The 21710-nt window shown below is 35.8% G+C and carries 18 protein-coding genes; 4 read left to right on the forward strand and 14 right to left on the reverse strand.

Annotated elements, in window-relative coordinates:
- Window positions 1-2 precede the first annotated feature (2 nt).
- From CYO92_RS03305 to CYO92_RS09320, 13 genes are all read right to left on the reverse strand, one after another.
- A complete protein-coding gene (locus CYO92_RS03305) occupies window positions 3-2201 on the reverse strand; it encodes a polyribonucleotide nucleotidyltransferase (protein WP_103588368.1) in 2199 nt (732 codons plus the stop codon).
- Complete coding sequence (locus tag CYO92_RS03310) at window positions 2191-2889, reverse strand: sodium:proton antiporter (protein ID WP_103588369.1); 699 nt, start codon at window positions 2887-2889, stop codon at window positions 2191-2193. The genes CYO92_RS03305 and CYO92_RS03310 overlap by 11 nt, the downstream gene beginning before the upstream one ends.
- Window positions 2890-5049: an LPS-assembly protein LptD gene (locus CYO92_RS03315; RefSeq protein ID WP_103588370.1), complete on the reverse strand. Its 2160-nt coding sequence runs from the start codon at window positions 5047-5049 to the stop codon at window positions 2890-2892.
- Window positions 5042-5491, reverse strand: coding sequence for an RDD family protein (locus CYO92_RS03320; RefSeq protein WP_103588371.1), 450 nt, complete (start codon window positions 5489-5491; stop codon window positions 5042-5044). The genes CYO92_RS03315 and CYO92_RS03320 overlap by 8 nt, the downstream gene beginning before the upstream one ends.
- The gene (purD, locus tag CYO92_RS03325) at window positions 5488-6732 is read right to left on the reverse strand and encodes a phosphoribosylamine--glycine ligase (protein WP_103588372.1); all 1245 of its coding nucleotides are present in this window, start codon (window positions 6730-6732) and stop codon (window positions 5488-5490) included. The genes CYO92_RS03320 and purD overlap by 4 nt, the downstream gene beginning before the upstream one ends.
- A gap of 233 nt (window positions 6733-6965) precedes the next feature.
- Window positions 6966-7604: a uroporphyrinogen-III synthase gene (locus CYO92_RS03330; protein WP_103588373.1), complete on the reverse strand. Its 639-nt coding sequence runs from the start codon at window positions 7602-7604 to the stop codon at window positions 6966-6968.
- Complete coding sequence (locus CYO92_RS03335) at window positions 7597-8757, reverse strand: multidrug effflux MFS transporter (protein ID WP_103588374.1); 1161 nt, start codon at window positions 8755-8757, stop codon at window positions 7597-7599. Before CYO92_RS03335 ends, CYO92_RS03330 begins: the two co-directional genes overlap by 8 nt.
- Before the next feature lie 113 nt (window positions 8758-8870).
- The gene (locus tag CYO92_RS03340; protein WP_103588375.1) at window positions 8871-9515 is read right to left on the reverse strand and encodes a cupin domain-containing protein; all 645 of its coding nucleotides are present in this window, start codon (window positions 9513-9515) and stop codon (window positions 8871-8873) included.
- 555 nt (window positions 9516-10070) lie between these two features.
- Window positions 10071-10439, reverse strand: a complete 369-nt coding sequence (locus CYO92_RS03350; RefSeq protein WP_103588376.1) for a TIGR02328 family protein — start codon at window positions 10437-10439, stop codon at window positions 10071-10073.
- The gene (locus CYO92_RS03355) at window positions 10423-10827 is read right to left on the reverse strand and encodes a YbgA family protein (protein ID WP_103588377.1); all 405 of its coding nucleotides are present in this window, start codon (window positions 10825-10827) and stop codon (window positions 10423-10425) included. The genes CYO92_RS03350 and CYO92_RS03355 overlap by 17 nt, the downstream gene beginning before the upstream one ends.
- Window positions 10828-11198: 371 nt before the next feature.
- Window positions 11199-12731, reverse strand: coding sequence for a glutamine-hydrolyzing GMP synthase (gene guaA / locus CYO92_RS03360; protein ID WP_103588378.1), 1533 nt, complete (start codon window positions 12729-12731; stop codon window positions 11199-11201).
- Between the two features lie 10 nt (window positions 12732-12741).
- Complete coding sequence (gene nhaD / locus CYO92_RS03365; protein ID WP_103588379.1) at window positions 12742-14130, reverse strand: sodium:proton antiporter NhaD; 1389 nt, start codon at window positions 14128-14130, stop codon at window positions 12742-12744.
- Window positions 14131-14245: 115 nt separating this feature from the next.
- Window positions 14246-14413: a hypothetical protein gene (locus CYO92_RS09320; RefSeq protein WP_180997835.1), complete on the reverse strand. Its 168-nt coding sequence runs from the start codon at window positions 14411-14413 to the stop codon at window positions 14246-14248.
- A gap of 9 nt (window positions 14414-14422) precedes the next feature.
- Here CYO92_RS09320 and CYO92_RS03370 point away from each other — a divergent pair, with 9 nt between their 5' ends.
- The 4 genes from CYO92_RS03370 to CYO92_RS03385 are packed head-to-tail and all read left to right on the forward strand — an operon-like array spanning window position 14423 to window position 20316.
- Complete coding sequence (locus CYO92_RS03370; protein ID WP_180997986.1) at window positions 14423-14893, forward strand: hypothetical protein; 471 nt, start codon at window positions 14423-14425, stop codon at window positions 14891-14893.
- The gene (gene uvrC, locus CYO92_RS03375; RefSeq protein ID WP_103588380.1) at window positions 14887-16704 is read left to right on the forward strand and encodes an excinuclease ABC subunit UvrC; all 1818 of its coding nucleotides are present in this window, start codon (window positions 14887-14889) and stop codon (window positions 16702-16704) included. The genes CYO92_RS03370 and uvrC overlap by 7 nt, the downstream gene beginning before the upstream one ends.
- Entirely contained in the window at window positions 16701-17456 is a 756-nt protein-coding gene (locus tag CYO92_RS03380) for a hypothetical protein (protein ID WP_103588381.1), read from the forward strand. Before uvrC ends, CYO92_RS03380 begins: the two co-directional genes overlap by 4 nt.
- Complete coding sequence (locus CYO92_RS03385) at window positions 17446-20316, forward strand: response regulator (protein WP_103588382.1); 2871 nt, start codon at window positions 17446-17448, stop codon at window positions 20314-20316. The genes CYO92_RS03380 and CYO92_RS03385 overlap by 11 nt, the downstream gene beginning before the upstream one ends.
- Here CYO92_RS03385 and CYO92_RS03390 read toward each other — a convergent pair.
- Window positions 20313-21584, reverse strand: a complete 1272-nt coding sequence (locus CYO92_RS03390) for an anthranilate synthase component I family protein (protein WP_103588383.1) — start codon at window positions 21582-21584, stop codon at window positions 20313-20315. The genes CYO92_RS03385 and CYO92_RS03390 overlap by 4 nt on opposite strands.
- Between the last annotated feature and the right edge of the window lie 126 nt (window positions 21585-21710).

Below are 21710 nucleotides of genomic sequence, written 5' to 3' on the forward strand. Positions count from 1 at the left end.
ATTTATTCAACCAAAGAGAGCGAAATTTTATTTCCTTTTTGCTCGCTCACACACACTTTTACCTGATCGCCTACGTTTAATGGGGTTTTTATCTTTGAGATATGAAGCAAGCCATCAATGCCATCTTTTAGCTCGATAAACACACCAAAATCAACAACACTCTTTACGGTTCCTAAAAACTCATCACCGATATTAAAATTTGGTTTTGAACGCTCTTTGTCGTGTTTAAATGGCTTTTTACCAAACGAGCGTCCATTGTCTTTTGAAGTGATAGAGATGATGTAGTCTTTTGCAGCATCGACATTTTTCTTTGCTCCACCTGCGATTTTTACCTCGCCTTTTTCTCTATCAAGATCGATTGAGACTTCAAATTTCTCAATGATCTCTTTTATAGTCTTGCCAGCTTGACCGATGATATCTACGATCTTGCTTGGATCAACGTTAAATAGCTCAAGTTTTGGAAGCACGTCTTCATTTATTTCTATATTTTTATCCGCTTCTGTCATCAAAGATAAGATATGTTCTCTACCACGTTTTGCTTGATAAAGTGCCTCTTTTAGCACTTCTAAACTAATGCCACCAAGCTTAATATCCATCTGAAGCGCTGTGATACCATCGCTTGTGCCCGCTACTTTAAAGTCCATATCGCCATCGTGATCTTCAAGCCCCATGATATCTGTTAGCACTGCGTGTTTATCGCCTTCAAATATTAATCCCATAGCGACACCTGCGACAAGTTTTAAAGTATTTACGCCAGCTGCCCTAAGTGCAAGAGAGCCACCACAAACGCTAGCCATCGAACTTGAGCCGTTGCTCTCTAAAATTTCTGAAACGACTCTTATTGTGTATGGTGATGCTAGATCAATGCTTGGCGCAAGGGCACGTTTGGCCAAATTTCCATGTCCAAGCTCGCGTCTACCAGGAGCTTTTAATGGGCTTGCCTCACCTACGCTAAAGCCTGGGAAATTGTAGTTAAACATAAATTTTTCTACAAAAGGTACTTTTTCAGTGAGGATGTCATACATCTGAGCATCGCTATCTGTGCCAAGAGTAGCAACAACTAGCGCCTGAGTTTGACCTCTTGTAAAGAGGCATGAGCCATGTGCATTTGGAAGCACATTTGTCTCGATGCTAATAGGTCTAACCTCTTCAAGACCACGTCCATCAGCTCTAACACCCTCGTTTATGATCTGCTCTCTAACGATTTTCTTTTTATATTTGCCAAGGACATTTGTGATGACAGCCTCGTCCCAGCCCTCTTTTTGAGCGACCTCATCGCTTGAAATTTGTTTTGCGATCTTGCTAAGTTCGCTCGCGCGCTCGCTTTTTGCCATTTGATTGATAGCATTTTTGACTTCAGCTTTATAAAATTTATCAATGTAAATAGCGATATTTTCATTTTCTATCTCAGGTTTTAGCTCAAGCGCAGCGTCCTCTTTTTTATGCTCTTTGAAAGCTTCTTCGTAAGCACTGCTAGCCCTTAATATCGCCTTACCAGCAAAATCAATCGCCTCAACCATCATATCTTCGCTAAATTCATTCATTAGCTGTTTTTGAGCCATGCTATCACTTAAGCTCGGATCTATCATTGGCTCAATAGCGACCATCGGAATAAGCTGCGTAGTTTGTTGAGGCAAGCTTCTCATCTCGATCATCAAAAGCTCATCTTTTGTGCCAGCTACATAAAGATCGATCGCACTTTGTTTTAGTTCAGAGTTGCTTGGGTTGATCACAAATTTTTCATCTATATAACCAACTCTCACGCCACAAACTGGGCGATTTACCGGGATATCACTAAGATAAAGAGCAACTGAGGCTGCATTTAGACTTACAACTTGCAAATCAACCTCAGGATCAGCTGAAAGCACCATTACCACTATTTGAGTTGGATATGCGTAACCTTTTGGAAAGAGTGGTCTAAGAGATCTATCGATGATACGAGCTGTTAGCGTTTCAAAGTCGCCTGGCTTTGTCTCGCGCTTAACGTAACCGCCAGGAATTTTACCAGCGGCGTAAGCTTTTTCAATGTATTGCACTGTTAGAGGTAAAAAATCCTCCTCAACTTGCGTGTCCTCTCTTGCAACAGTTGCTAAAACTACGGTATTTTTCACCCTTAAGAGTACCGCTCCGCTAGCTTGTTTTGCTACTTTATTAAGGTCAAAAATTTCAACCTGATTATTGACTTCTATACTATATTGCATTATTTTTATCTCCTTGTTGTTTTTGTAACGGCAAATAATAAGGGCTCTCTTCTAATATTGACATGATACGCTCACTCGTAGCTTCGATCTTTTTCTCGTAATACGAATCCACATCGATAAAATCAACGATCTTGTTTATCGTGTAAATTTCATCAACCATATCATTTAAATTTGTAAAGACATCAGTAGCAATCACTGGCGTTGCGTATGAAATGGATTTTACCTTCACATCAAGCAACGTCTTTATGCAAATGAGTGCCGTCATACCAGTCTCGCACCCCTCATCGATTAGTAAAATATTTTTATCTTTTAGCTCTCCTATCAAATTTCCTTTTCGGTATTTATAAACGTTTTTTAAAATTTTTTCTTCATATTTTCTGTGTGCTTCACCATAGATATAGTCATAGCTTATACCAAAAGCTTTTATAAGTTTATCATTTAATACTATATCTTCTGTCTCGCTAACTATTGCAACATCACATTCGCTATTATTTGGTGCAGGTATTGGCTCGCTAAAGAGCATCTCGTAGCTTAAATTTAAACTTCTACAAACTGCATCTGTGAGTATAACTGACTCAAGTGACATACAAACAACTATCGTCTTTTTATCTACAAGCTCTTTTTTTGGCAAAATTTCAATTAGTTTGCTAGCTGCTTCTAATTGATCCTTAAATTTAGCTGTTATCATTTAGTTGGCACTCGATTTTGTGCTGCTTTGCGAAAAGTCATAGTGCAAACCGCCCATTGGATAGAAATTTATCGTGAAATAGATACCATTTTTTCTAGTTGATGCTGAGCCATTTATTGTTGTTGTTGGCTCGACATCTTGTTGATAAATTATCCCGTAATTCCAGCATTTTCTTTGATGAAGCACGCCAACTCTCCAGCTTTTTGTGTAGCTTCGCTCGATATCATATTGCCAGCCGCCAATAAGACTATACTGATGAGGTAATTTTACTCCAAGACCACTTGTAAAATAGCTATCTTTTGTTGCGCTATTTTTTATTTTGCTATCATTTTTCTTCATGGTGTGAAGCATATTTAGCCAGAATAGATCATTTGTGTATGAAAATCCGCTTTGTACCTTTTTAAGCTCTTTGCTCTTGTGTGAATATTCAAGCTTATTATAAAGGCTTAAATTTTCAAATGGATATAGATAGATAGCATTTTTTAAATTCGAATATTCATCTTCTTTTGTGTAATATCCTTGAGAAATACTATGTTTTATAATCTTTCTACCATTAGAGTTAAAGAAATACTGAGTCAGATAACCAGAAATTTCTTCCTTACTCTGCTCTTGAGCCAAGAAATTTTCATACTCATTTAGATTTTCATCATAGATAAACTCATCATCTAAATTTCCTTTTCTATAACCTGGTAGTAGGTATTCGGCTCCAAAATTTAGAGTGTGATAAAAGCTTTCATACGCTTTTGCAAGGTCAGTGTGAAGGGCAAATTTGTGATAATTATTTACAAAATTTGTATGCTTATCTTCTCTTTTATCATCAAATGAATTTATCTTGTTTTCGTAGTTTATCCTTGAAGCGTAAAGATACTCGTAAAATGAAAACGTTAAGCTATCATCAAGTAGTGGCACATGCACTGAAGCTGGAAGTGTAAATTCATACTGAGTCGCTCTAACGCCTATTTTTCTATCATATCTATGTGACTGAATATCGAGTGAATATAAGATATTTGGCAAGACAATATCATCTGTAAATTTATGATACTGAAGCGATGGAAGCTCTTGAAGCGTGTCTTTGTTCTCATTTTTTGAGCCAATTTTTTCAGTGTCTATGTAGTATTTTGCATAAGCACCAAAATAATGATCGTCATTTGCAATGAAGTAGTTAAATTTAGAAGTTACAAGCGAATCATAATCATCATCCCTGCCCTTTAAATTTAAATAATCTATATCATTTAGCTTTGTTGCATCTATCCAAATTCCCTCTTGCAAATCCGCTTCGCTAAGGTATCTTATAAGCTTATCTCTTTCGTATTTTAGTCCAATGCCTTTATGTGTTTTATTTTTTAGTTCAGCCTTATTTGATGTCTCTCCTTTTTGCTTGGCTTGGTAGCTGTTTTTATCAGTAAATGAGCCAAAGCTGATTTCGCCCCTTGAATCAGGCGATTCAGTAAATCTAAACGCACCATAAATTCCAGCACCTCTATTTGTTCTTATCTGCGGATCAAGCTCGAAGTCCCACTCATTATAAGGTGCAAAATAAATCGGCTGCTTGTAATAAAAACCTTCAGATTTTCCGTATCCAAGTTCAGGCGGTAAAAGACCTGTTCTTCTTGTGGTATCTGTTGAAAAACCAAAATATGGTAAGTAAAAAACTGGCACATTAGCTATACGAAAGACTGGGTTAAAAAGGTGTAAAAATTTGCTTTGTTTATTTAGCATAGCTGAGCTTGAGGTGATGCTCCAGTCAGGATCTTGGACATTACAGCTTGAAACCATCGCTTTTTTTACTCTATAGTACTCACTGTCAGAGCTGCTCTCATCGCTTCTCATCCATACTTCCATGTCTTTATTCATCATAAAAAGCGATTCAAAAGCAGTGTCATTATTTTTTAAATTTAGCTTTGCATAGTTTGAGCGAGAGACTTCGCTCTTGCCCTTCATCATGTTGACATTTCCAAAAAGCTCGATAACCGAATTATTTTGATTATACACAGCACAATCAGCTGTCACAAGATAATCTTGTGAATACACAACAACATTTTTATTGGCCGTGACAATGCCTTTATCTTGCTTCACATCATCAGCTAATAGCTGCACATCTTGCACAGCTGCACTTAGATTTAAAATACAAACCGGAACTAAAAATAAAATTTTACGCATTTATCACCACTGTTTTTGCTATTTTGTCTTGCCAAGTCTGCCTAACTGGATTTGCAAATGCCCATGCAAAACCAAGATAAAAACAAGCTTCACTAACCAACCTAAAAATCGCTCTTACCAAGCTTGAAATAAAATTTGGTCTATCTAAAATTTCTACATTAATGCACATCGTCTTTGTTAGCATTTGCCCAAGACTCGCGCCATAATACCAAACAAAAAATGCATGATAAATAATCTTTAGTGCGACTATTTGCCAAAAGAAATTTAAGGTCAAATTTCTAGCTTCATCATAGCTCATAACCGACAAAAAGGCATCCCAGTAAATGATCAAAAACAAAAAAGAAACGATACATTCATCAATTGAGTAAGCTAGCACTCTTTTTGAAAATGGCGCTAGCGAAATTTCTTCTTTTTCAAGTTTTTCAACTATCTGCATACTCATTTTAATGCCTGCCAGGCAATATCTTTTCTATAATGTGCTCCGTCAAATTTTACATTTTCGCAAAGCTCATAAGCTCTATCACGTGCTTCTTTTATACTCTTCGCAGTGGCCACACAGACTAATACCCTGCCACCATCTGCATAAATTTCTCCATCTTGCTCACTAACACCAGCATAAGCGATGTGAGCATCTTTTACATCATTTAAAACTGAAATTTTAGCTTTTGGACTACTTTTATACGGATAGTCCTTACTGGCCATCACAACGCCAACTGCAAATTCATCTTTTAAGCTAATAGGCTTTAGCTCGCCCTTTGCAGCATTTAGTAAAATTTCACTTAAATTTCCGTCAATTAACGGCATCAATACCTCGCACTCAGGATCGCCAAATCTTACGTTAAACTCAAGTACATAAGGCTCATTTTTCACGATCATCAGTCCCACAAAAAGCACTCCACAAAACGGACTGCCCTCGTTTTTCATCCCTTTTAAAGTTGGCTTTACAACCTCTTCTTCAACCCTTTTTATCAGCTCTTTTGAAGCAAGCGGACTTGGAGCATAAGCACCCATGCCGCCAGTATTTGGACCTTCATCATTATCAAGTAATCTTTTGTGGTCTTGTGCCACTGGCAAGCTTACAAAATTTTCGCCGTCGCAAATAGCAAAAAAACTTAGCTCAAAGCCGTCTAAAAACTCTTCAACCACCACAGATTTACCAGCCTCGCCAAAGCTAGCTCCACTTAGCATGTCGCTAACTGCCTCTTTGGCCTCCTCTTTAGAATTTGCGATTATAACGCCTTTTCCAGCACAAAGACCATCTGCCTTTACGACCATCGGCGCGCTTAGGGTATCAATAAATTTAAATGCTTTTTCTTTATTATCTGTATTTAAATATCTTGCGGTTTTTATGTTATTTCTAGCCAAAAAGTCCTTCATATAGGCTTTGCTAGCTTCAAGTCTAGCAGCTGCTTTGCTTGGTCCAAATATGAGCAATCCCTCTTTTTTAAATATATCTACCACACCTTCGCTAAGAGGCGCTTCAGGTCCCACGATAGTTAGCTCGATACTATTTTTTTTAGCAAAATTTGCAAGTTCATGAAAGTCTTTTATGTTTAAATTCTCACCAAGGCGTGAGGTCGCACCATTTCCTGGCGCAAAGTATAAATTTATATTTTTTTCGTTTTTTAGTTTTAGAGCAATGGCGTATTCGCGGCCGCCACTTCCTATTATGAGAATATTCATTTCATCTCCGTAAATTTAAAAAACCCGAGTGGGCGTCGCATAGAAGAGTGGCCCATAAACAAAGCCAATCTTGCAAATAGATGGATACCAAACGGTTGCAACTTCTCGCCTTTTCAGACTCAAACGAAGCCACATCACAAGGCATCCATACCTTTTCGCTAACAAAAAAGTGTTGGACCCCGTAAAATGCTGACTCGCTTCACTCAGGCAATAAAATTATATAAATTCTTTGCTTAAAGTAATGTTTTGGCAAGCGCGATACAGGCGTTTATATCTTGACTTTGGCTTACTATTGGCTCGGTAAATTTTAGCTCTTTTGCAGTGACCTTTCCAATGCTTATCGCTTGATAGCTCTCATCCCAGCCAAAATTACTAAGAAAATTTTTGACATTTAGCGGAGAAGCAAAGATCAGGATACTATTTTTTGGTGGCTTTAGCTCCATTTTGCAAGGATTTAAGACATTTTCATAGGCGAAAATCGCCTTTATGTTTACTCCGCCATCTTGTAAAATTTCTAAGAAATTTGAAGCACTATCTTTACCCTTTAGATAAAGAACATTTTTACCTTTTAAAAGTGGCAAAATTTCTCTTGCAAAGTCATCTCCGTGAGCGTTCTTTCCGGTATAAATTTCACTAAATCCAAACTCTCTTGCGGCTGTCGCACAACTATTTGCGATGGCAAAGACTGGCAAATTTATAGCTTTTATATTGTTAAATTTTAATGCATTAAAAACATTTTTAGAAGTAGCTACCAGCACATCATATTCACTTAAATTTAGTTCAAATTTTAAAAACTCGATCTTGCTAACGCTTAAATTTACAACGCTCTCATCAGCCGTTTTTGTATTTGAAATAAGATAAATTTTACGCAACTCTTTTTAACCTTAAAAAAGATATCAAAGCAAGTAATGTGCAGGCTAAAACAACAATAGAAGTCGAGTAAAATATATCACCAAGCCCAACTAGCGGGGAGACGACTCCACCTAAGAAAAATGGGCAAAATCCAAGTATCGCTGAGGCTGAACCTGCGTATTCTCTGCCTTCGTTCATAGCTAGCGATGAAGCAGTCGGCAAGACAAATCCTGTAAAAAGAAGTAATAAGAAAAATGCGATAATGACGCCGATCACTTCAAATTTAAAACAAAGCATGAAAGCAATAAAAATGCTAGCAAACAAGGTGCCAAAAAGCCCAGTTTTGAGCGCTTTTCTCTCATTTAAAAGACTAGCAAGCCTAGCTCCTATAACAAGCCCTAAACCATTTGAAGCAAAGCAAAAGCTGTAGCTTACTGGACTTAGAGAATAAAATTCTTGAAAAATAAACGAAGATGACGCTATATAGGCAAACATCGCACCCATCGCAAATGTCTGAATGCTTACGAAAAGCATAAATTTTTTCTTTCTTAAAATTTTGCCAAAAACACTATAAGTCACTAGCAAAGGCATTTTTAAGCGATTTGACTGACTTAAGCTCTCTTTGAAATAAAAATTTGCGATAAAAAGCAAAATACCAATGATAGTAAGTGCCATAAAGATGCCGCGCCAGTCGGTAAATTTAAGTAGCAAGCTGCCACCAATTGGCGAGAGTATCGGAGCAAGGCCATTTACAACCATCATAAGACTAAAAAATTTAGTCATTTCATGACCCTTATAAAGATCACTCACAACAGCCCTTGAGATAACTAAGCTGCCGGCACTTGCAAGCCCTTGGATGATGCGCATAAAGATAAAAAACTGGATATTTTGTGCAAAAAATATAAAAATAGTGCTTATCGTATAGACGATGAGCGAGATGGTAAGGGGCAGTTTTCGGCCAAATTTATCACTTATTGGACCAACTATGAGCTGACCTATGGCTAAGCCTGCCATTGATGTCGTGATCGTTAATTGCGTAGCTGTAACACTTGTTTTAAACCACTCGGTAATAGCCGGAAGTGCTGGCAAATAAAGATCTGTAACAAATGGTCCAAAGGCAGAGAGAGCACCTAAAAATAGCAACAAAAATAGTTTGGAATTTTCTTTTTTCATAGTTTTTCTTTAAATTTTAAAAGAGATTATATTATGACTTTGCTTTTTGGGTTATTAAGTATAAATTTACTATTGTTATTATAAAGAAGAAGCCCTAAAAATAGGGCTTAGTATTACATTTTGTCTTTAGTGACGATTAAGAGCATTTTAAATTTATCTTTTATCTTTAATCCGTGTGGTATTTTGCCTGGTAACACGATGGTATCGCCTTTTTTGATATCAAAATGTTCATCACCAATAGTTAGCTTCATCTCGCCATCAAGTGCGATAAGTAGTGCATCGCCTGGAGCTGCGTGAGTTGAGAGCTCTTGGTCTGTGTCAAAACTAAGCAGCGACATCGAGCCATTCTCATTTTTAACAAGCGTCTTGCTAACTATCTTGCCTTTTTCGTATTCCACTGCATCAACTAAGCTAAAAATAGCTGCCTTAGGTAAATGATCTATCATAACATTCTCCTTAAAATCTATTAGTAAATATTTTGTCTTCTTTGTAAATTTGAGCTTTCGCCAGGTTTTTGCCTCGATAAGGCAGGCTTCATCGCGTCCAAGCTTCATCTGCTTTTTGCCATACTCAAGCTGTGCTTCGCCGTCAATGACGAAGGCAAGGCTATCTATAAAAAGCATCTCGTGGTCTAGCTCCTCACCCTCGTCAAATGCGTATATATCGACGCTTGCATTTTTGTTTTGAAAGAGCCTTTTACTAACGACGCTTTTTTCAACTATATTTGTATCTTTGGTGAGACTATAAATTTGACTCATTTTATATCCTTTTTTGCAAAATTATAAAAGGTTAAGAACTAAATTTCATTGACCAATGTTAATAAAAAGATAAAATATATCCTAATTAAAACCAATGCGTATAAAGAAGTTCCATTTACAGAAAATTTCATAAAATGGATTTGGTGCCTATTCCCACTCAATAATTACCATATCATATTTGTTTCTTTTATTCTATAACGGTATCTTTTTAGTTTCTGTTTTTAATATGCGTAACCCGGCTTCCTTGCCATAGTTTTGTAAGCTTCGTTAAGTACTGATCCAACACCCATTTAATGGAATTTCTTTTCTATGCCAATTACAAAAATATCTGCACAATCTTTGCCGGTTGCATTTATACAACAAAACCAATCGACTCATCATTCATATGGCAAGCGAGAAAAGGCTTTTACCGTGAATCACGAATATACTCTTCTGTGCTTTCGGGTATTCCAAAGCATTCTGAAAGGCCATATAATATTTCTCTTGACACAGCTTACTTTTCTAATTTATCTTCAACTTCTTTTATTTTTGTATCGATTTACTCCTCCACAACTTCTATACTTTTAAATGTATACCTTTATTTCTTAAATTTTCTATGCAATCAGCCAGATATTCAATATTGTGCTCTTTGTAAATTGGACTGCCTATAATTTCCTCTTTAAGATTATCGTACTTTTCTGCTGTCCTTCCTCTATAATTTTTATCTTTCCATTCCACAGAAACACTGTAACCTCTTTTTTCCATCTCCTCCATAACCAATACATGGTAAATAAAAAGATGATATGGGGAATATGTAAACACATAGTCTACAGTTTTATGTTTCTTTTTCCATCCATTGCCCCTCAGAGCACAACATTCCCTATGTTGCCCAAGAAGCTGACTTTTGGGCAATAAGTGGATAAGTTTTTCATGCCATAGTCTCATATTGTTCTACTGTTAACAAAGTTGATTTTTCTAAATATTCATTAGGGTATTTCTTTAGTAAGGTATTAATGCATTCAATTACAACCTTCTGACTATTTTCCCCTTCCATATATCCATTTAATATATCAAATAATACTTGTTTTTCAATCGTACTTACATCTTTTTTGAAATATCCCCATATGTGAAGAACGGCATTACTAAAATCTTTTTTACTCTCCTTCATATCTCTTGTTTCATGTATTTTTTCATTTAGCCATACAACATCCAATTCTTTTTCCCTCAAATACGCCCTTATCTCCAAATATGTTTTATGCGATTTGCTTAGTACAAAATATTTATTTTTTGCCCATAACTCTTCACATTCTATTCTTGTATCTTTGTGTCTCATGTTGACGCTTCTTTCAAAAAATTCAAACCAAAACAAATCCCATACAATGTATCACCATTTAAGCATTTATTAATAGCATTTAAATTTTTGTTTAGGTAAGGTATAAATGAATATCCTGCATTATTAGTATGTTAAAGTGGGCTCAGATACAAATAATTTTTATTACTATAACCTATTCAAATTTATTAACCGCTTTTTCCACAAAAGCCTCCCAGCAAAATAATGGGAGGCTCTCTAAACAATTTATCTAAATTTAAAACTCTCTTTTAAACCTACTTTTTCTCATTTTTAGTATCAAAAGAGCTTTTTGCTTCCGTAAACCGTTGCAATATTGTATCTTCAACGATTTTACAGCAAAAATATTTTTTACTCTATTCCCACTCAATAGTTGAAGGTGGCTTACTTGAGATATCGTAAACTACGCGGTTTATACCGTTTACCTCGTTTATAATGCGTCGGCTTACATTTTCAAGTAAATCATAAGGGAGTCTTGAAAAGCTAGCAGTCATGCCATCACTCGCATCGACCACACGCACACAAACAGCGTTTTCATAAGTGCGGTTATCACCCATAACGCCAACAGAATTTACATTTAAAAGTACGCAGAACGCCTGCCAAGTTTTGTTATACCAGCCAGTACTTTTTAGCTCATCGCGTAAGATCACATCAGCTTTTCGAAGTAGCTCAAGGCTTGGTTTATTTACTTCGCCCATTATGCGGATAGCAAGGCCTGGTCCTGGGAAAGGATGGCGGAATACTAAATCACGGCTTAGCCCAAGCTCAAGACCTAGCTTTCTAACCTCATCTTTAAAAATTTCTCTTAGCGGCTCTATTAGCTCAAATGTCATCCAATCAGGCAAACCACCAACGTTGTGGTGGCTCTTTATCGTCTTACTTGAGCCAACTACTGAGCTTTCGATGATATCAGTATAAAGAGTGCCTTGAGCTAGAAATTTCACATCACCATGCTTTTTGGCCTCTTGCTCAAAAATTTCTATAAAGGTCTCACCTATGATCTTGCGTTTTTTCTCAGGATCTATCACACCAGCTAAGCGGCCAAGGAAGATCTCGCTCGCGTCTATGCTAACTAGCTCAACGCCAAGCTTTGTTCTAAATGTAGCTTCAACTTGCTCTCTTTCGTTTGTTCTAAGAAGTCCGTTATCAACAAAGACAAGGATCAAATTTTCAGGCACAGCAGCCGCTAAAAGTGCCGCAGTCACGGAGCTATCCACGCCACCGCTAACTGCACAAAGCACCTTGTGAGTGCCTACTGTTTTTCTTATCTCTTCTATCTTGTTTTTAGCAAAGCTTCCCATGTTCCATGTGCTCTCGCAACCGCAGATATATTTAGCAAAATTCTTTAAAATTTGCGTGCCATACTCGCTGTGTTGCACCTCTGCGTGAAACTGGATCGCATAAAATTTACGTTTATCATCGCCAAAAGCACAATAAGGCGAATTCTCACTAACAGCGATCACCTCAAAGCCCTCTGGCAAGTCCTTTACATAGTCACTATGACTCATCCATACGATTTGTTTTGAAGGTGTATCTTTAAATAGCTCATGCTCTTTAATAACGTTAAGCTCAGCCTTACCATACTCTTTTTGATCAGCCGCTAAAACCTCAGCCCCATGTGTGTGAGCAAGTAGCTGCATGCCGTAGCAAACGCCAAGTATAGGGATATTTAACTCAAAGACGCCGTTATCGCAAAAATAAGCATCTTTAGCATAAACGCTAGCTGGACCGCCACTTAAAATGATACCTTTTGGCTCTTTCGCCTTTATCTCACTAAGCTTTGCATTAAATGGCAAAATTTCAGTATAGACGCCCTCTTCTCTTAGCCTTCTGGCTATTAGCTGAGTGTATTGCGAACCAAAATCCAAAACTATAATCGTATTGTTCATTTATAACCTTTTAAAAATAGATATGAAAAATTTCAAACTGCACATACCAAACAATGATCGATACGATATATCCTAGAACCACCATCCAAGCGTATTTCATATGTGCACCAAAGGTATAAATTCCTTTTAATTTACCCATTACTCCAACACCAGCTGCTGAACCAAAGCTGATCATCGAACCGCCGATACCAGCAGTTAGTGTCACTAGTAGCCACTGACTCATTGCCTCGCCTGCATCAGCTCCCATTGCTGGATTTGCTTTCAAAACAGCTGACATAACAGGGACATTATCAACGATTGCTGAAAGGAATCCAACGCCGATATTTACAGCAGTTGAGCCAAATTTATCATAAAGTGATACAGCGTAATTTAAAAATCCAGCAAAATGAAGAGCACCAACTGCAGCTAAAATTCCAAAGAAGAAAAATAGTGTGTTGTTTTCGATCTTTGACATATAGTGAAATACATGCATTGGCTCTTCATTTTTGTGAGCTTTTTTGAAATAGTAAGTATAAAGACTAAGTAGTGAGAAACCAAACATCATTCCCCACATCGCTGGCAAGTGGAAAAGCTGATGCATCATAACTGCACAAAAGATAGTAAATGCACCTATAAAAATAACCGCTTTACCGCCCTTTTTCATAACCACTTTTGGCTCGTTTGCCACATCAAAATGCGGTGCAGTACTTGGTACCACGCGAGAAAGTAAAAATGCTGTTACAAGCCAGCCAATAATAGATGCTGGGAAAAGTGCGAAAAAGTCTAGAAATGGTGACTTACCTGCTGCCCAAACCATAAGCGTAGTGATATCGCCAAATGGACTCCATGCTCCACCTGCATTTGCTGCAACGACGATGTTTATCGCGCCAGCCACTAGGAAATTTGTATTATTTCTATCTATCGTTAGAAGAACGGTTGAAAGAATAAGTGCTGTTGTTAGGTTATCAGCTACTGGGCTTATGAAAAATGCCAAAACACCAGTTAGCCAAAATAGTTTTCTATAAGTATAGCCTTTTGATACGAGATTATATTTAAGTGCATTAAATACGTCTCTTTCTATAAGTGCTTCTATAAAAGTCATCGCCACCATCAAGAAAAATACAATCTGAGCGATCTCTAAAATCAGGTGATTTACCTCATGTTCAAGCGAATGCACATCCATGCCATTTATAAGCATATAAACGCCGATAAGCAGGAACATAAACGTACCGATAAAGATAGCAGGTTTTGCTTTGTCGATATGGAAATTTTCTTCTGCTGCTATGAAAAAATATCCAACAACAAAAATTATAAGCGATAAAATTCCTGCCCATGTAGTAGTTAAGTCAATAGCTGCGGTTTCTCCATCAGCACCAAAAGCCATCGCGAAAAACAAGCCTAGAAGTCCAAAAAACCTCATTATACTCTCCTTGTAGAATAAAAAATCTTGGTATATTACTTAAATGAGCCTAAAAATTAGGTTAGTTAAAATTATTAAGCTTACATTACATTTTTATTTAGATACGAAAATTTTACTAGATTTTGTTTATCCTGTCAGTTTTCTTTTCTTTTACTGGAGCATTTCCATAAAATGGATCATCTTTATAGCCACAACCGCTAAATGCAAAAAGAGTAAAAATTAAAATAAAAGATGATAAGATAAGCCCATGAAAAACGCTAAATTTTTGATAAATACTATTCACGAAAATCCTTTGTATAAAGAAAAATTAAGCATGGCAAATGAGTGCCAACAGCTTTTAGAGCTTATGGGGAAAGCAAAACGATTTTATATAGCTTTTTGCTACGTTAGAGAAGGTGTTTTGACCTTTGTTCTTACTCATCCCACTGGGCTTTTAGAGCTTAGGCGTGATAGTAGTATAAATGATATAAAAAGGTTATTAAAAACCTTTTGCAAATTTAATAAAAATAGCGTTTTTAACAGCATTCTTACTCCAAAACCTATTAACGAAATCAATTATGCAAAAAACAAGAAAGAAGAAAATATAAGATTTGTCGTGAGCAAATTTTTAAAATTTTTTAATCAAAAAGAGCAAAGTGCCATCTTTTATGCGCCAGCTAGCAAAGGTAATTTTAAAAATTTAGCAAAAGACGAGCAAATACACCAAAAATTTGAAGAGCTAAGAGAAATTTTGCTCAAGAAAAATGAGCAGGTAAGATGCTAATAGACGAGATAAGAACGCTTCCAAACGAGCCTGGCGTATATCAGTATTTTGACGCGCAAAATAGACTCTTATATGTCGGCAAAGCCAAAATTTTAAAAAACAGGGTCAAAAGCTACTTTAAGTTTACCCCAAGCCTAGCTCCGGCTGAAAAACTAAGCCCAAGAATTTCTAAGATGATAAGCGAAGCTGTGCATCTTGAATACATCGTCACTCCAAGCGAAGCAGACGCGCTGATACTTGAAAATTCTTTCATCAAGCAACTAAAACCAAAATACAACATCTTGCTTCGCGACGACAAGACCTACCCTTATATCTTTATAAATTTAAATGATGAATTTCCAAGATTTGAGATCACCAGAAAGGTGGTCAAAGGCTCAAATATACGCTATTTTGGACCATATTTTAGTGGAGCAGGAGAGCTACTTGAAGCGCTTTATCTAAATTTCAACCTAGTTCAGAAAAAGTCCTGCATCAAAGGCAAAAAAGCCTGCCTATTTTACCAGCTAAAACGATGCTACGCCCCATGTGAGGGCAAAATTTCAAAAGAAAACTACGCTAAGATCGTAAACGAAGCTATCGCGGCCTTACAAAATCCAAGTTTACTCATTACTCGCCTTGAAGAGCTCATGCTAAACTACGCCAAGGCAGAAGACTACGAGCAAGCAGCTGCGACTAGAGATAAGATACAAACACTTAAAAATATGCAAACAAAAGTTGAAGTTGATCTAGCTAAACTTGAGGACTTCGAGGCCTACTCGGTCGCTTGCGTGCACGATATGATCTGTGCGGTAAGATTTAGCGTGCAAAGTGGCAAGATAACTGGCGTGAAAACTGACATCACGCAGGCCAAAAACGCTCAAAAAGATGAGATAAACGAGGCTTATAAGCAGGCCATTTTAAAAAGCTTCATAGCTGGACAGCCGATAATTAGCACCAAAATTTATGTGCATGAGAGCTTTGAAGATAGCGAGCTGGTGGAGGAAATTTTAAACGAGAGATTTGGACGCAAATTTAGTATCACTTGCCCTAAAATTGGCGATAAGCGTAAAATTTGTGAGATCGCTACCAAAAACGCTGAAGTTAGCATCGAAAAATATCTAAAAACGCACGATAACGTGCTATTAAACGAGATAAAAGAGTATTTTGGTCTTGCTCACACGCCTTACGTGGTCGAAGCCTACGACAACTCGCACCTTTTTGGCGAGGCAAGTGTCGGAGCGATGGTACGCTATGAACACGGCGAGTGGGCGAAGCAAAACTACCGTCACATGCACCTAAGCTCTAAAAACGACTACGATCAGATGAAAGAGAGTTTGACAGCCAGAGCGCTTAGATTTGACAAGCTTAGTCCGCCTGATCTTTGGGTTATTGACGGTGGCGAGGTGCTTTTAAACTTAGCCTGTGAAATTTTAGCAAGCAGTGGCGCAAATGTCGATGTGATCGCTATCTCAAAAGAAAAAATTGATGCCAAAGCTCACCGCGCAAAAGGCGAAGCAAAGGATAAAATTTATACCAAAAATGGTAGCTTTAGCCTAAGTACGAGCGATAAAAAGCTGCAGTTTTTCCAAAAAATGCGTGATGAAAGCCATAGGTTTGTCATAAGTTTTCACAGAAAAACAAGGCAGAAAAACGATATGCAAAGATCAATTCTAAAGCAAGCTGGCGTATCTGAAGGAAGTATCGCGAAATTAATCAGCTTTTACGGAAGTTTTGATAAAATCAGCGAAGCGAATTTAGACGAAGTGGCAAAAATAACAAATAAAAGCGTAGCAGAAAAGCTTGCGGTGCTCAAAGAAGGAAATTTGAAGTGATAATATATGATGAAAATTTAAAAATATCTGCGATAACGCAAGATTCACTTGAGCTATTGGGCTTTGATAGTTTAGATGACTTTTTGTTGCGATACAAAGATATAAGCGAGCTAGTCATAACAAGCCAAGAAAGCCCAAACTACAGCTTCTTAGAATTTTTACAAAATACGAAAGATAATAGTGCTAGAGTAAATTTAAAAAGAAAAGATGGTGGTGCGATCTTACTAGAAGCGAGATTGCAAAATGCTATTTTAAAAAATGGTGAAAAATTTTTTATTGTGCTTTTAGAGAAGCAAGACATAATAAACAACCAAAATCTAATAGCAGCAGTAAAAGTAAAACCTACATTAAGACTGCCTGTTTTTAAACTAAACGCATGGTATCTTTTTGACACACAGACACAATCACTTATCGATGATTCCTGGTTTGAAACATCGCTTAAAATACTAAATTTAAATAAAAAAGATTTTGCATCCTATTTAAATATATTTTTGCGTAACGCAAGAGAAATTCTTATCCAGATCCAATCAGCCATAATCGCAAAAGATGAGATAATGCTCAAAAAATACGTAGATGAGATAAGAGAAGCTGCATTAAATTTAAAGCTTAATACCCTTGCAAATGAGCTTAACGCTTTTTTAGATAACAATCAAAATGGAAAGATGAAAGAGATGTCTCTTTTTACCAAAAGACTAATTGAGATAGAAAATATCGTCAAAAAATATAGCAAAAAGAGTATCCATGAAAAATAATAAATTTTATATATTGTTAGCGCCAATAATAATTTCAGCGATCTTTTGCGCATATAGCGGAAATGAAAGCTATAAAAAATTTACAGAACTAAAAGATCTAAATGAAAAACTATATAAACAATCCTTAGTATTTCAAACTATAAGATCTGTAATACAAGAGCACGATACACTAATAGGCAAAAGCCAAGAAGATATAAAAAAGTTGCGAGATAGCACCTTAAAAAATACACAAAAATTTATAAATTCTATAAGAAAAGACGATCGTATCGAGATACGAAATATAAATAAATTAAAAGAATTGCTAGCAAATATAAATCAAAATGATCAATTTGATGAACTATTTTATGAATTTTTCCAAAATATAAATGGAGAAATAGATAGCGATTTTAAACAGGACTTAGACCGAGACTTTCCGCTTATAATAAAAGCTTATGCCGCAACTTTAAGTAAAATTTACAATCAACTCTCTTTAGCAAACAACACAAAATACTACGTAAAAAATATCTTTATAAATGGCCCTTTATTTTCAATAAACAGTAATGTGAGAGAAAATATATATTCCGTAAAGGACAACACGCCAAATCTTGATATGCTTCCAAAAAGTGAGCTAAAAGAGAATATTTACAAAGACTTTAACCAGTTTGAAGCCAACTATCAAGCTAAAAAGATAAGAGAAGCTAAAGCCAAGATCGCATTTTCTGAAAAACTAAATATCGAAGATATTATCTTAATCAAACAGTATGAAGATGATAAATTTATACTTTTATTAGATAGTGCCATAAACATAAAAAATGAGCTACTAGAACTTACCGAGAGCGAGAAAATAAGCTTTGGCATAAAGACCTTTTTTGAGTTTTCGCTTTGTGGCTTGCTCATTTTGTCTTTGCTTGGTATTTCTGCTAGGTTGAAATTTTTAAAGGTGCTTATCGATAAGTCAAAATACATATCGAGTTATATCCTATCATCAAAAGAGATAAGTGCGGATAATGCGATATCAAAGCTTATAAAAGCTTATGAAGATCTAAAAGAAACCTATATAAAAGATAGCAGCTTTTTTCAGATAAAAGATAGATATATTTTATCAGTGAGCAAGAAGCTAGAGTCTATTAATAAAGAAATTTTTACATCGACTGCGGCTTTAAAAATAGAAACAAATAATAGCAAAAAGCAAGTATTTATAGACACGATAGAAAAAAATGCAAATATCATGACTTCGCTTTATAACAATGCTAAAAATATCTCAAATGTTAAAAAATATAGCGAATGCAATAAAACCGAGATATTTGATCCTCAAAAAAGCTTTGAAGAAATTTTGCAAGCAAATATTGTCTATTCGCAAAGCAAAAAGATAAATTTTATAAGCTATCTTGATCCAAGCCTTACAAATGAACTAGAAGGAAATCTAAATTCATTAAAAACCGCATTTAACTCTATCTTTTTGGCGTCTTTATCAATGTCTTTAAGACATCAAAATATTATCATCACTATCAAAAAAGTTCAAAAAGAGTTTGATAGAAGCGGACTTTGTTCTGTAAGCTTTAGCATAAAAAATAGCTCAGCTGCCATGAGTGAAAAGCAAATTTCAGATATATTTTCAGATGATGAGAATAGCTTAAATAATGATGAGAGCGAGTTTTATCTAAAAATCGCTCAAATTTATTTAAAAAATTTAGAAAGCAAGCTGGAGATTAATTCGTTTCCAAGTATTGGCAATGAGTTTAAATTTGTAGTCATCTTTAAAACAACATCAAACTATAAAGACTTTGATATAAAATGCGATCATAAACTAGCATTCTTACAAGACGCAAATGTAGCTTACAACGAAGCTTTTGAGCAGACCACAAAAGACCTTGGGCTCAAAGTGGATATGCTAACAAGCACTAGTCCATCTATTACAAAAAATTATGATGCTATATTTTTAAGAAATACCAATAAGCAAGGTCAAGATATTAAAAATCCGCTCATTTTAAAAGACCCGCTAACTCCATTAAGCATCACAAGACTACTTTGCTTGGGTGAAGCTGATATTATGAATAAAAATTTAAACGATAAACCAAAAATTTTAATCTGCGATACTAACGAAATTTACATAGATATAACAGCAAGTGGTTTTAGTAAATTTAACTGCGAAGTTGTTGGAGTTTGCAATAAAAAAGATCTAAAACAAGCCATAAAGCAAGGTGATTTTGACCTTATATTTGTTGGCTCAAAATTTTTCGAAGCTGAAAAAAATAGCCTTCAAAAAAATCTTGATCTTATAAAAGCAGCTATACAAAATGCGAAAATTCCAATTATACTAATGCTTTCAAATACTTCAAATATAGATGGAGAGAGTGTCAAAGAATACTTCAACGCTTATATAAAAACGCCAATAAATAGCGACGAACTGGCTCAAATTTTTAGAAAATTTTTACCAAATTTTGGCGAGATTGCAATAGACGAAAGCTATCTAGCAAAAAGCGAAAATATTATTTTATTTAAGAAATCGCCAATGGAAAATAAAATATTTAGCTCAGCTTTAGGAGAATTTTACAACACACTTGAAACCACAAATAGCTTTGATGAGCTATTAACAAAGATAAAAACCAAAACTTACGGTATCGTTCTTATAGATGAAAATGTAAAAGGCTTCAACTATGAAGAGCTAACAAGAGTTGTTGATAAGATAAGGCAAAGCCAAAAGGTTGATACAAGAGTGCTGATATTTGGCGCACAAGAAAGAAGTGAATTTCCTTTTGTAAAAGTGTTAGCTAAAAATATCACAAAAGCAGAGCTTTCAGCTACAGTAAGAGAGCAAATCGATTCTATGGGTACTAGCTACGCTAAAAGCTCTTATGAATTTATTAAGTTTAACGCCTAAAACTCTTTTGCGTTATTTTTAAATACATTTAGCACGCTTGCTCGCTTATGGCAAATTTCAGCGTATTCTCTTTCGCTCTTTGAGTCATAAACTATACCAGCTCCAGCCCCCACAAATACATTACTAAAGCCATTTTCACCTGACACAAAGATGGCTGATCGAATAAGAATAGCAACCTGAGCATCACCATTAAAATGTAAAAATCCAATGCCACCGCCATAGATATTTCGCTCAGAAATTTCAAGCTCATTGATTATCTGCATAGCTCTTATTTTTGGGGCTCCGCTTAGTGTGCCAGCTGGGAAAATACTAGCTAAGACATCAAAAAGATCAAGCCCCTTGGCGCACTTGCCATAGACATCACTTACAATATGAATTACTTTTTCATATTTTTGTATATGCATCGCATTTTTTACGGATACACTTTTTGGCTCTGAAACCCTGCCAATGTCATTTCTAGCAAGATCGATTAGCATCTTGTGCTCAGCCAGCTCCTTTTCGTCACTTAATAGCTCATTTTCAAGTGCCGCATCTGCATTTGCATCACTTCCTCTAGGCCTTGTGCCCGCAATCGGAGCTACAAAAATTTGCTCACTTTTCATCTCAAAAACAAGCTCTGGCGAAGAGCCAACTACATCGCCATAAGGTGTAGGAAAATGAAACATATATGGGCTTGGATTTGTAAGTGAGAGCTTTTTATAAAATTCCAAACTGCTCATATTCGTTGAAATTTCAAGCAATTCACCAAGCACCACCTGAAAGACATCGCCACTTCTTATATACTCTTTTGCTAACTCAACCATATCCTCAAAGTGTTTCTTTTCTTTACCAAGATCAGTTTTTATACTAAATTTACTCTGCTCTTTGCTTTTGCATTCAACTTTCGCATCAAGCAAAAAATCATAATATTTATTCTTATCTCCATAAAATGTATAAATTTTACTCATCTTGTCAAAGTGTAGATAGGCCTTTGCATCGGCATAGATAAATTTTGGAAATTCGTACTTTTTAGCTTTCTCTTCTCCGATATATTCAAAATATCTCACACCATCATAAGTAAAAACACCAAAGAGACCTGCAAATGGAGCTAAAGATTTATTACGATTTGTATCAAAATAACTTCTAAGCCTATAAAAATCCATATCCTTTTCATCGATATAATCGCAATCAATGCCTATAATCGTTTGTGTCTTATCCTCGGCTAGGTAGCTATTTTTAAATTTTTCTCTAATCACTTCATAATAAAACAGTGGTTGTTCTAAGAGCATTTTTTCCCTTTAAATTTTTGATGATTATAAAAAAAGTTCGCTTTTAGTTTTTAAAATTTTTATCAAATTTCTAAATTTATGCCCTAATTTCACCTTTTTACTATTTTTTAACACCGCTTGGCTAAA

Origin of the sequence: Campylobacter concisus (assembly GCF_002913715.1) — a bacterium.
Classification (GTDB): domain Bacteria; phylum Campylobacterota; class Campylobacteria; order Campylobacterales; family Campylobacteraceae; genus Campylobacter_A; species Campylobacter_A concisus_AG.

What these genes read in the sequence shown, in the direction of transcription:
- guaA (WP_103588378.1), bottom strand. Translation starts at nt 12,731, where the DNA reads ATGAACAATACGATTATAGTTTTGGATTTTGGTTCGCAATACACTCAG.
- CYO92_RS03320 (WP_103588371.1), bottom strand. Translation starts at nt 5,491, where the DNA reads ATGAGTATGCAGATAGTTGAAAAACTTGAAAAAGAAGAAATTTCGCTA.
- purD (WP_103588372.1), bottom strand. Translation starts at nt 6,732, where the DNA reads ATGAATATTCTCATAATAGGAAGTGGCGGCCGCGAATACGCCATTGCT.
- CYO92_RS03385 (WP_103588382.1), top strand. Translation starts at nt 17,446, where the DNA reads ATGAAAAATAATAAATTTTATATATTGTTAGCGCCAATAATAATTTCA.
- CYO92_RS03350 (WP_103588376.1), bottom strand. Translation starts at nt 10,439, where the DNA reads ATGAGACTATGGCATGAAAAACTTATCCACTTATTGCCCAAAAGTCAG.
- uvrC (WP_103588380.1), top strand. Translation starts at nt 14,887, where the DNA reads ATGCTAATAGACGAGATAAGAACGCTTCCAAACGAGCCTGGCGTATAT.
- CYO92_RS03340 (WP_103588375.1), bottom strand. Translation starts at nt 9,515, where the DNA reads ATGAGTCAAATTTATAGTCTCACCAAAGATACAAATATAGTTGAAAAA.
- CYO92_RS03335 (WP_103588374.1), bottom strand. Translation starts at nt 8,757, where the DNA reads ATGAAAAAAGAAAATTCCAAACTATTTTTGTTGCTATTTTTAGGTGCT.
- CYO92_RS03355 (WP_103588377.1), bottom strand. Translation starts at nt 10,827, where the DNA reads ATGAGACACAAAGATACAAGAATAGAATGTGAAGAGTTATGGGCAAAA.
- nhaD (WP_103588379.1), bottom strand. Translation starts at nt 14,130, where the DNA reads ATGAGGTTTTTTGGACTTCTAGGCTTGTTTTTCGCGATGGCTTTTGGT.
- CYO92_RS03315 (WP_103588370.1), bottom strand. Translation starts at nt 5,049, where the DNA reads ATGCGTAAAATTTTATTTTTAGTTCCGGTTTGTATTTTAAATCTAAGT.
- CYO92_RS03390 (WP_103588383.1), bottom strand. Translation starts at nt 21,584, where the DNA reads ATGCTCTTAGAACAACCACTGTTTTATTATGAAGTGATTAGAGAAAAA.
- CYO92_RS03310 (WP_103588369.1), bottom strand. Translation starts at nt 2,889, where the DNA reads ATGATAACAGCTAAATTTAAGGATCAATTAGAAGCAGCTAGCAAACTA.
- CYO92_RS03305 (WP_103588368.1), bottom strand. Translation starts at nt 2,201, where the DNA reads ATGCAATATAGTATAGAAGTCAATAATCAGGTTGAAATTTTTGACCTT.